The sequence below is a fragment of the Lactiplantibacillus sp. YT640 genome (assembly GCF_049745435.1).
GTDB classification, from domain to species: Bacteria; Bacillota; Bacilli; order Lactobacillales; family Lactobacillaceae; genus Lactiplantibacillus; species Lactiplantibacillus plantarum.
The window spans coordinates 187270-197663 of the sequence record NZ_JBMNVY010000005.1 but is presented as its reverse complement, the minus strand read 5'-3'; the positions used below and the strand labels follow the sequence as shown (position 1 = coordinate 197663).

The 10394-nt window shown below is 42.4% G+C and carries 10 protein-coding genes and 2 pseudogenes; 11 read left to right on the top strand and 1 reads right to left on the bottom strand.

All coding sequences use genetic code 11. The annotated features are described in order from the left end of the window. The 11 genes and pseudogenes from ACOV1R_RS05935 to ACOV1R_RS05885 all read left to right on the top strand — a co-directional run. A pseudogene (locus ACOV1R_RS05935) lies at positions 1-192 on the top strand (IS1182 family transposase); the annotation flags it as partial. Positions 193-292: 100 nt separating this feature from the next. Continuing rightward, complete coding sequence (locus ACOV1R_RS05930) at positions 293-871, top strand: flavodoxin family protein (RefSeq protein WP_102115733.1); 579 nt, start codon at positions 293-295, stop codon at positions 869-871. A 3-nt stretch (positions 872-874) separates the two neighbouring features. After that, positions 875-1528, top strand: a complete 654-nt coding sequence (locus ACOV1R_RS05925) for an NAD(P)H-binding protein (RefSeq protein WP_015380894.1) — start codon at positions 875-877, stop codon at positions 1526-1528. Positions 1529-1633: 105 nt separating this feature from the next. Further along, entirely contained in the window at positions 1634-2620 is a 987-nt protein-coding gene (locus tag ACOV1R_RS05920) for an aldo/keto reductase (RefSeq protein ID WP_027822666.1), read from the top strand. Between the two features lie 197 nt (positions 2621-2817). Beyond that, on the top strand, positions 2818-3843 hold the full coding sequence (locus tag ACOV1R_RS05915) for an alpha/beta hydrolase (RefSeq protein ID WP_027822667.1): 1026 nt from the start codon (positions 2818-2820) through the stop codon (positions 3841-3843). 151 nt (positions 3844-3994) lie between these two features. Continuing rightward, positions 3995-4564: a flavodoxin gene (locus tag ACOV1R_RS05910; protein ID WP_015380891.1), complete on the top strand. Its 570-nt coding sequence runs from the start codon at positions 3995-3997 to the stop codon at positions 4562-4564. Positions 4565-4579: 15 nt separating this feature from the next. Next, on the top strand, positions 4580-4969 hold the full coding sequence (locus ACOV1R_RS05905) for a MerR family transcriptional regulator (RefSeq protein WP_015380890.1): 390 nt from the start codon (positions 4580-4582) through the stop codon (positions 4967-4969). Positions 4970-5135: 166 nt separating this feature from the next. Then, on the top strand, positions 5136-5528 hold the full coding sequence (locus ACOV1R_RS05900; protein WP_128484961.1) for a DNA-directed RNA polymerase subunit beta: 393 nt from the start codon (positions 5136-5138) through the stop codon (positions 5526-5528). Further along, a pseudogene (locus ACOV1R_RS05895) lies at positions 5512-6804 on the top strand (DNA polymerase). Before ACOV1R_RS05900 ends, ACOV1R_RS05895 begins: the two are co-directional and overlap by 17 nt. 258 nt (positions 6805-7062) lie before the next feature. Next, entirely contained in the window at positions 7063-8583 is a 1521-nt protein-coding gene (locus ACOV1R_RS05890; RefSeq protein WP_021357275.1) for a Y-family DNA polymerase, read from the top strand. Further along, complete coding sequence (locus ACOV1R_RS05885) at positions 8583-9008, top strand: hypothetical protein (protein WP_027822668.1); 426 nt, start codon at positions 8583-8585, stop codon at positions 9006-9008. The genes ACOV1R_RS05890 and ACOV1R_RS05885 overlap by 1 nt, the downstream gene beginning before the upstream one ends. A gap of 69 nt (positions 9009-9077) precedes the next feature. Here ACOV1R_RS05885 and ACOV1R_RS05880 read toward each other — a convergent pair whose 3' ends face one another. Next, positions 9078-10214 carry a GGDEF domain-containing protein gene (locus tag ACOV1R_RS05880; RefSeq protein ID WP_027822669.1) on the bottom strand — a complete coding sequence of 379 codons (1137 nt, stop codon included), beginning with the start codon at positions 10212-10214 and terminating at the stop codon, positions 9078-9080. Between the last annotated feature and the right edge of the window lie 180 nt (positions 10215-10394).

The following is a 10394-nucleotide window of genomic DNA, read 5'->3' as shown; positions in this document are numbered from 1 at the left end:
GTGCGAGGTTTCGACAAGGTCACCAAGGAAGCCGGAATCGTAATACTGGCGTTAAACATTATGAAACTGGTCACGGTAGGGACCAACTTTAAAAATCAAAGGCGTAAGCAAATGGGACGAGAAACCAAAATTCGGTTTCTCGTCCCATTTGCTTATACAGAGGCTAGTTATGTCACAGCCTCTTTTACATAGTTAAACAAGTAAAAATAAAAAATGAAATTAATGCTTGCGTTGGAGTGAACTTCAAGGTTTATGATTTCATTATTGATTAACACAACAAGGAGTCGATATGATGAATACACAATTACCGAAGGGCCGCGGCGCAATTTCTGACGGCAAAGATACAAACTTAAATGAAGCACCTACTCGTTTCATCACAAAGAACGCTAAAACTTTAGTGATCTATTTTTCTCGGAGTGGTAATACTGAATATCAAGCAAAGATCGCGCAAAAGGTGCTTCATGCTGATAGCTATGAATTAATTGCCAAGAATTCATATCCAACGGATTACGATGCAACGGTCAGCCGTTCGAATCAAGAGCAAGCCGGTTCACTGCCACAGTTAGTAACTGATGATTTACCTAACTTTGATCAGTATGATTTGTTACTGCTTGGTAGTCCAATTTGGGGTATGACACTTGCTAATCCGATGCAGAAGTTCTTAGAACAATTTGGTAGTCAACTTGGTGGTAAAAGGATTGCTGAATTTACGACTAACGCAGGATTTGGTGCTGGAAACGCTCAGCGAGTTTTAAAAGAACTCGTACCCGTTTCTGCGACTATTTTGAACGATTATACGATTAGAGACACTGAAATTGAAAAAACAAATGACCAGTTTAAAGACTGGCTTCAACAAACTGAGGAGAAATAAATTATGAAAAATGTATTAATCTTAGCTGCTAACGGACAAATTGCTCGAATTGTTGAGCAGCGAATTTTAACTGAACCCGCTTTTGATCAAATTAATTTAACCTTATTTTTACGAGATGCGTCCCGTTTATCCAAGTATGCCAATAATTCACGCGTTACGCTAATTGAAGGCGACATTACCGAACCGCAGGCTGTTGAAGATGCAATGCGCAATCAAGACATTGTTTTTGTCGCAGTAGTTGATCATGATCCTAAAAACCGAATTACTAATAACGTGATCAACGGAATGCGTGCAAATAACGTTAAACGGGTCCTTTCTACTAACGTGTTAGGAATTTACCAGGAAGTTGGTGGTGAATTTGGCCGTTGGAATGCGATGATGATCAGTCATGGTATGGAACCAGCAATTGTTTCAGATCGTCTATTAGATGCTTCTGGGCTTGACTACACCACTTTAAGATTACCGTGGCTAAATGATCGTGACGAAATTAAATACCAAATTACGGGTAAGAATGAGGCTTATGTTGGTGTTTCAGGATCACGTCAAAGTATTGCTGATGCAGTTTTACAAATCATCGCAGATCCAACTAAATATAGTCGGACGAGCATTGGATTGGCTGATCCTGATACCGAGGGTCAGGGCCGACCGGTATATTAAAACGGAGTTTGGTTTTATTGATAAGCATAGATAACAAACTTATAATGACGACGATTATTGGCGCTATGTCTTTAATCGGTGTCAGTAAGAAAGGTGGTTTAATACATGGTTAAGCGAACACTAGGTACGACTAGTCCGTTAACAGTTGATGCAATTGGTTTAGGGTGCATGGGCATGAGTTCCGCTTATGGGAACCCCAAAAGTGAAACCGAGATGGTTCAATTATTGCGAAAAGCAGTTGAATTAGGTGAAACGACTTTTGACACGGCTGAGGTTTATGGACCCTTTACTAACGAGCTACTATTGGGCAAAGCTTTTAAGGGGTATCACGACCGTATTACCATCGCAACTAAGGGTGGTATCAAGGTCGTTGATGGAAAGCAAGTTGTGGATGGTAATCCACGCGGTTTAGTGGCCTCGGTTGAGGGATCGCTAAAGCGATTGCAGTTGGATGCGATTGATATGTATTACCTACATCGGGTTGATCCCAAAGTGCCGATTGAAGAAGTTGCGGAAACGATGGGCCAATTAATTAAAGCTGGGAAAATTAAACACTGGGGACTATCAGAAGCTGGTGTTCAAACGATTCGTAAGGCCAATGCGATTCAGCCGCTAACAGCCGTTGAAAGTGAATATTCGCTATGGACTCGCGAACCTGAAAGAGAGTTGATTCCTACTCTAGAGGAACTGGGTATCGGCTTGGTACCTTTTAGCCCATTAGGAAAAGGATTTTTAACTGGAAAGATTGATGTCAATACGACTTTTGATAAAAACGATGGTCGTAACAAGTTACCTCGTTTTCAAAAGGATGCTATGGAAGCAAATATGGCCTTGGTACACCTATTGCATCAGGTTGCCGAAAGTAAGCAGGCAACACCTGCACAAGTTGCGTTGGCTTGGTTATTGGCGCAACAGCCATGGATTGTTCCCATTCCTGGTACTACTAAATTATCAAGATTACAAGAAAATATGGGTGCTGAAAAAATAGTGTTCAGCCCATCAGAAATGAAAAATATCACTATGGCTGCTGATCAAGTGCAGATTATGGGTAATCGCTATACACCGGAACTTGCTAAACGAGCGGGATTATAAAAATAATTGCAAATTACGCTTGCGTTGAAGTGAACTCCAAGGTTTATTCTATATTCATGTTGTTAGTAACCGATACAAATTTATAGGATCACTCAAAAAAAACAAAAAAGTGTTTGCGTTGGAGTTCACTTCAAGGTTTATGATTTACTCACTTAAGAAACATGTCTAAAACATTTAAGAAATGGAGAATTTAAATTATGACGATGAAATTACAAGATGTTGCTGTTGAAGACTTACCTAAAATTAACGATAATCCATGGGGATTAGTTTACCAAGATGCAATTACTAAAAATGAACCTGGTAAAGTGAACATCCACCCAATCAGTTATATTTTAAATGGCTTGAAGATTGCAGCTAATGTATATACCCCAGCTGGTTACGATCCAAAGAAAAAATACCCGGCATTAACGGTGGCTCATCCAAATGGTGGTGTTAAAGAACAAGTTGCTGGTTTATTTGCTCAACGTTTAGCCGAGAATGGGTACATTGCCATTGCTGCCGATGCTTCTTTCCAAGGCGCGTCCGAGGGTACCCCACGCATGGTAGATAACCCAGCTTACCGGGTTGAGGACATTCACGGTATGGCCGATGCCTTATCTCTTTTCCCAGGTGTTGATTATGATCGCATGGCCGCTTTTGGTATCTGTGGTGGTGGTGGTTACACCTTACGTGCTGGCCAAACTGACAAACGCTTTAAGGTTGTTGCCACGTTATCTGCATTTAACTCAGGACTAGTTCGTCGGAATGGTTTTATGGATTCTGAAGCAAATACGATTCAGGAACGTCTCCAAAAGGCCTCCGATGCTCGTGAAAAAGAAGTTAGGGGTGAAGGTGTTGACTATACCGCTGATTTGAAAAAATTAACACCCGAAGAAGCTGCTAAGTTGCCATACGATTTGTACCGCGAAGGCTATGACTATTATGCCCAAACACACGCACATCCAAAGTCAACCTTTGTTTACACTCAAAGTAGTTTCATGAACTTAATGACTTTTGATGCTTCTGTAAATATGGACCTTATTAATGTTCCTTTACTGATGATGGCTGGTTCACAGGCAGATACGTTCTACTTGACCGAGAAAGCTTATGCCAATGCAACCGGGACTTCGGACAAGGAACTGTTCTTAATTCCAGGTGCACATCACATTGAAACTTACTGGAAACCCGAATATGTCGAACAAGAACTCAGCAAATTGTTGGACTTCTTAAGTACTCGACTTTAATCACAAAAAGTAAATTAGTTTTTGAAGGCTTACAAGGTCACGCCTTGTGGCCTTTTATTTTAAGAAAGGAATGGCCTGGTTCACCATGAATTTGTCTTAATGACAGATTCTAATGGTACTAATCAGTCCCTAGACAGGAGTACGGTAAATTATGAAGAAAATCATTATTACGGCTGGGACACTTATACTAGTTGGTGTGGCAATATTAATTGGTGTATTGTTGTATGGTTCTCAAAAGTCAGCAAATAAATCACGCCAATTGATTATTTACTTCACGCTCTCCGGTAACACCAAAAAAGCCGCCGAGGCATTACAACAAGATACGGACGCTGATATTATTCGGCTTCGCCCTAAAAAAGCATACCCAACAACGTATGATGCAGCCGTTAAAGTTGCCAAAAAGGAATTAGCAACCAAGACGCACCCGGCAATTGCTACCGCAATTCTCAATTTGGAACAGTATAAAACTATTTATGTTGGATTTCCCACTTGGTGGCGGCAACCACCGATGATTATTCACACATTATTTGACACCGTAAACTTTAAAAATAAGACGATTGTTCCTTTTACAACTAGCATGGAATCCCCGATTAGCAGCTCGGTGCCGTATCTACAAAAGATGGCAGACAAAGATGGTGCTAAACTAGTTAAAGGAATTAGATACACGAATAACAACAATTTAAAACGATTTTTAATAACCAACGATTTAATAACAAAATAGAAATAGGTGAAAACGATGAATATTAATGGTGTCAGTAAAGAATTTAATGTTTCTAAAGACACGCTCCGTTACTGGGAAAGGGTTGGCTTATTGCCTGAAATTAAGCGAAATGCCAGTGGTTACCGAGACTATTCAGAACGGGATCTAAATTGGGTTTATTACATTCAGGTTTTGCGTAATGGCGGCATGTCAATTGAATCATTAATTGAGTTTGTGAAGTTGTATCGTGAAGGAAATGCCTCGAATGATGTCCGCAAAAGTTTACTTGTTGACCAACGTGATACTATGCTTGAAGAGATTGCTAACCTACAGAAAACAGTTGATTACTTACAATATAAAATTGATCACTTCGAAGACCATACGTTGAACTACGAGAAGGAAAAATTGGCGTTAGATGATAAGTAGTATTTGGGTTGTCGTTGTCCAATATCTCTTTTTCTATTAGAAAAGGTGCCCGTCTATTGTTGAAATAGCGGGCATTTTTAATATAACTATGACTAAGATATAGTTAGAAAAGCTCACCAAAAAGAATGTGTGTTCGTATAATGGAGGTATAAAGGTTGGTGAGTTTATGGAAAACATTGTTCCCCGCGAAAAGTGGCTTTACAACGATCGTGGCATGATGAATTGGATGGGGTGGATTTTGGCTGACCATAGTGCGTACCTTGAAAGCGAGCAAAAACATCAGCAAATTAATCCGGTTAAACCTGAGATGACGATTGCTGAAATCAATCGACTACTGCAATCGGATTGGCAACAGCGCATGGCCATTACGATACAGTTAAACGTTATCCGGCAGGATTGGTACGCACCAGCCGTTACTGGCACCGTAGTGGGCTTTAACGACGAGTGCACATACCTCCAACTCACAGATGGCGCGTTAAAGGCTGTTAAAGTGCAGACGATTCGCAACGTTTCACTAGCAGATAGGACGAAGTGGTGGTTATATGACGACTCCATTTGATGATCCGAGCCGCTTACCCGTTCGGGACATTATGTGTATTGATTGTAAAAGCTTTTTTGCGAGTACCGAAGCAATTCGTCGCGGTGAATACCCGTTGGCTGCTAAAATTGCCGTTTTATCCCGTGAAGAATTTAATGGTGGGCTTATTTTGGCAGCCTCTCCTGATACTAAACGGGACTACGGCGTTAAATTGGGAACCAGGAAATACGAAATTCGACCAGAAATGGATATTGAATTAGCATCACCACACATGGGTGATTATATCCGACTGAATTATCGTATTAGTCAAATTGTTCAGCAGTTTACTGACGAACAACACTGTTTTATTTATAGTGTGGATGAAATGTTTGCTGATATAACGCATTCCCATGCCCTGTATGGGTCTAATGATGAAATTGCGGCCAGATTACAGGATAAAGTATTTCAGGAAACCGGCATTGTCACAACTGTCGGCATGGGCCCTAATCCGCTAATGGCTAAATTAGCCTTAGATAACGCAGCTAAAGTACAAGCTCCGTGGCGTGCGTATTGGGGTTATGACGATGTTCCGGAGACGCTTTGGAAAATTGATAATTTGACCAACTTTTGGTCGATTGGTGCTAAAACAGCCGCTAAATTAGAAAAAATGGGTATTCACTCAATTTATGATTTGGCCCATGCTGATCGGCAGCAGATCAAACGAAAATTCGGTGTATTGGGCGATGCCTTGTATTTTCATAGTATTACTCTGACTTAGCCAAGCGGTATGTCCCACGTAGCGATAACCGTGGCTATGGTAATAGTCAGGTTTTGATGCGTGATTATCGAACCACGGACGATATTGAAACGGTATTATTTGAAATTGCTGATCAGGTAGCCACTTGTTTGCGTAAACACCACGTTCTTGGAGAAGTAATCGGACTTTCTGTTGGCTTTTCAGAACCAGATGAACGTGGACGTAATGGCTGGTCAGCGCAAACAAAAGTGGATCCCACCAATGAAACTAACGACTTAATTCGTGCAGTACGGTACTTGTTTGAATCGCGGTGGCAAGGTAACGCACTTCGTAATTTAGGAGTTCGAGTAAACCGAATTAGTAAGCCGACCACCTTTCAGACTTCACTTTTTGCCGATGAAAAAGTACACGAAGCTAGAACGCACTATTGATCAAATTCGCGCTCATTACGGCTATAAAGCGATTGTACGTGGTTCCAGTAAAAAGTTCTCTGGGACTGCAATTGACCGTTTATACTTATTTGGTGAACGGGTGCCTTTTTGGGGCTTAAGTCTAATTTGAAACTTGCAATTATTTGTTAACGGATACTGGTATTCAACCCGATTTTAATTTATAATTAGTCAAAAGAACATATGTTCTTTTAACGACAAATTATTGAGTCAGGTTTCATCCAAAAGTGAGTGTCATGGGGGCGAGCGACATGCGGCTATCGTTAAAATTCGATCAGCAGCATGAGATTTATTTTGGATTACCAGCAAAATGTTAAGGTGAACAACGACTGCGATTGTGTCGATTAATTGGAAGGGAGTCATTATATTGATGGAACAGCGAACATACATGGCAATTGATTTAAAATCATTCTATGCCTCAGTCGAATGCGTTGCTCATCAACTCGACCCATTGAATGCCAATTTGGTTGTCGCTGATACGAGTCGCACTGATAAGACGATTTGTTTGGCGGTTTCGCCAGCACTAAAGCAATTTGGTGTTCCAGGGCGGCCCCGGTTATTTCAAGTTGAACAACGGGTCGCAACTTTAAATCGCGCCCGTGGTCGCCAGACTTCCTATCAGGCGGTTCGGCGGCATCGCTCAATTTATCGTGATCAGCTCCTCAAACATGCTAATTTGGGTATCGATTATCGGGTCGTTCCCCCACGAATGAGTTATTACATGCAGAAGAGTGCTGCGATTTATGATATCTATTTGCGCTTCATTAAGCCGGAACACATTCACGTGTACTCGATTGATGAAGTCTTCATGGACGTCACAGACTACTTAAGTACTTTTCAGGTTTCACCGCACGCACTGGCAAAGACGATGATTCACGAGATTCAGGCCGAGACCGGGATTACGGCAACGGCTGGGATTGGTGCTAATCTCTACTTAGCTAAGGTGGCGATGGATATTGTTGCCAAGAAGATTCCCGCTGACGCTGACGGTGTTCGGATTGCACAGATGGATGAGCAGCAATATCGGCAATACTTATGGGCGCACGAGCCGTTGACTGATTTTTGGCGAGTCGGTCATGGCTATGCTAAGCGGTTGGCAGCCCTGGGGCTCAATACGATGGGTGACATTGCGCGTTGTTCACTAGGAACCTTGTCGGATTCTCATAATGAAGAACAATTATATCGTGAGTTTGGTAAAAACGCGGAACTGTTAATTGATCATGCGTGGGGCTGTGAGTCGACAACAATTGCTGACATCAAAAATTACCATGCTAGCGAACATGGTATATATGCCAGTCAAGTGTTGATGCGACCGTATACTTATACTGAAGGGCAAGCCGTGTTACGCGGCATGGTGAATAATTTGACACTCGAACTGGTTGCTCGCCACGTGGTGACAGATCAGTTGGGAATTCGTATTGATTACGATGCTAATGCTTCATCAGTTGGCACGCATTATCAGGGTGCGGTCACCGAAGACTACTATGGACGACAAGTACCAAAGCCCGCTCATACCAAGGTGACATTAGCGCAGGCGAGTGCTTCACAACACGAGCTAGGGGCTGCGTATCAACAGCTTTATCAACAAGTTGTTAATCGTCAATTGATGGTTCGACGTGTGACCGTTATGGCGAACCATTTGGTCGACGAACAGCAGGTTAGGCGCCAACCTCGGTATCAACAAACTAACTTATTTGAAAATCCAGAAGTGGCCCAAGCGCAAGAACGAGACACACAACGCCAACGTGAACGCGATGGGCAATTGCAACGCGCCATTTTGAAATTACAACGTCGTTCCGGGAATAAGAATGTCGTCATTCGCTTGGCAGATCTAAAACCGAGTTCAACTACGATTGAACGTAATGAGCAGATTGGGGGGCATCGTGCCTAATGACAAAGGAAGCCAGTACTACTGCGTTATTTAATGATACGAGTCGCTATGCGGATATTTTAGAGTGCTCGCGACCTACTTCAAGGCATTTACCAATGCCCCAAGCAGACCGTGCTGCCCAATTTGCGCCGTTCGCGGCGTTGACTGGTTATCATGACTTGATTGAAAAACGCGCTGCAATCTATGCCCATAAACACTATCCAAATGCTCAGGATAAACGAGCTGTGGCAACCCAGTTGAAGCAGATTGCAGCGTTAACAAACCGTCCATTGCTCAACGTCGATTATTTTAACGATACCGTTGGCTATTATCAGACGGTAACCAGCCAGTTGGTGAAGCTCGATTGGCATCAAGCTCGGATCTATCTAGCGGCACCAACCAGTATTGCGATGGCCAATATCCGTAGCGTTTCCATAGCGAATTAATCCTAATAAAGGACGGCTCCAATGACTAAGATTAGTCGTTAGAACCGTCCTTTTGAGATTAATGATTATTTATTTCGCGGTGATTTGCATCCGCCCGTGCTTTTTAGAATGATACAGATTGGCGTCGACGCGTTGATAAAAGGCCGTTGGTGATTGGTCATCAGCTGCTAATTCTGATAGGCCGACCGAAATCGACAGCTGAATCTGATGATCATTAACTGGTACGGCGATATGATTGATAGCCGCAAATAGTTGTTCAGCGACCGCAAGTGCTTCAGTTAAATCATAGTTGGGAAAGATAACGTTAAATTCCTCGCCACCGGTTCGATACAGTGCGATTTGCGGATTGTTGGCACGACAGACGATCGTAGCCACTTGCGCGACGTGCTGCAGAATTTTGTCGCCAGCCAAGTGACCATAGGTGTCGTTGACTTGTTTGAAGTGGTCGATGTCAAACATCAGCATGGTCAATTGTGAGCCGTTTTTCCGACTGCTTGTAACCTGATAATTAATGGCTGTTTTGTAAGCTGCAAAATTTTCGATTTTGGTCAGAGCGTCGTGATTAGCGAATGCAACCAGATTCTGTTTGAGGTGTGCATTGGCTGACAACATGCTGGCGTAGATATAGAGTAAGGAAGCAAAGACGAGTAGGTAGGTCCATTCTTGCCAATAAGTTGCCCATGATAAGTTGAACTTAAGCTTCATGAACCACCAGAGAACGGCCCCAAAACCAGCACAAGTGACTAAATAAAGTGCGACTTGTCCCTGTTTCGTTTGGAGTGGGACGTGTTTACGCAATCGGCCGAGCGCCGTAAAGAAGAGGATCAGTGTGACGGCGTGTCCCCACGATTCCCAGTAGTACAGAGAGTGATTAAAACCCATAAAGATAAAGACAAGCGGATACAAGTAATAGTAGCGGACGCGTACATTGAGAAAGTAGCCACAAAAAATGAGTGCGATAAGCTGGAAATTCATGAAAATCCAGGCGTCGTTCTGGCCCACAACGGCAGCTTGCATCCCAAAGACAAATATCATCATGTAAATTAAGCCGTACCAGTCAGTAATAACAGATTGGTCAACCCGCCAATGATGGGTGTTGAAGAAGCTAATAATCCAATTTTGTGAGACCCAAAAAAGGGTCAGCACGCCTAGGATGAAAAAAACACTTGTAATAAATGGAGTTATCTCCCAATGTGACCAAGTCATACGCAAACACCTTTCAAATCGCAAAAACTGCGTTGGTTCGAATTAAATGACGCCGGTATAAGTATATCCCTTTAACTGCTAAATAGCGACTGTGATTATGGACTTTAATTGGCTTTTTAGCCGTTATTATCAGGAAAAATCAGCGGGTCTCGCGCTAGATACGCCGAACGGCAATTAAAG

Coding starts and splice junctions, on each gene's coding strand:
- ACOV1R_RS05910 (WP_015380891.1), top strand. CDS start 3,995: ATGAAGAAAATCATTATTACGGCTGGGACACTTATACTAGTTGGTGTG.
- ACOV1R_RS05890 (WP_021357275.1), top strand. CDS start 7,063: ATGGAACAGCGAACATACATGGCAATTGATTTAAAATCATTCTATGCC.
- ACOV1R_RS05905 (WP_015380890.1), top strand. CDS start 4,580: ATGAATATTAATGGTGTCAGTAAAGAATTTAATGTTTCTAAAGACACG.
- ACOV1R_RS05915 (WP_027822667.1), top strand. CDS start 2,818: ATGACGATGAAATTACAAGATGTTGCTGTTGAAGACTTACCTAAAATT.
- ACOV1R_RS05920 (WP_027822666.1), top strand. CDS start 1,634: ATGGTTAAGCGAACACTAGGTACGACTAGTCCGTTAACAGTTGATGCA.
- ACOV1R_RS05900 (WP_128484961.1), top strand. CDS start 5,136: ATGGAAAACATTGTTCCCCGCGAAAAGTGGCTTTACAACGATCGTGGC.
- ACOV1R_RS05930 (WP_102115733.1), top strand. CDS start 293: ATGAATACACAATTACCGAAGGGCCGCGGCGCAATTTCTGACGGCAAA.
- ACOV1R_RS05925 (WP_015380894.1), top strand. CDS start 875: ATGAAAAATGTATTAATCTTAGCTGCTAACGGACAAATTGCTCGAATT.
- ACOV1R_RS05880 (WP_027822669.1), bottom strand. CDS start 10,214: ATGACTTGGTCACATTGGGAGATAACTCCATTTATTACAAGTGTTTTT.
- ACOV1R_RS05885 (WP_027822668.1), top strand. CDS start 8,583: ATGACAAAGGAAGCCAGTACTACTGCGTTATTTAATGATACGAGTCGC.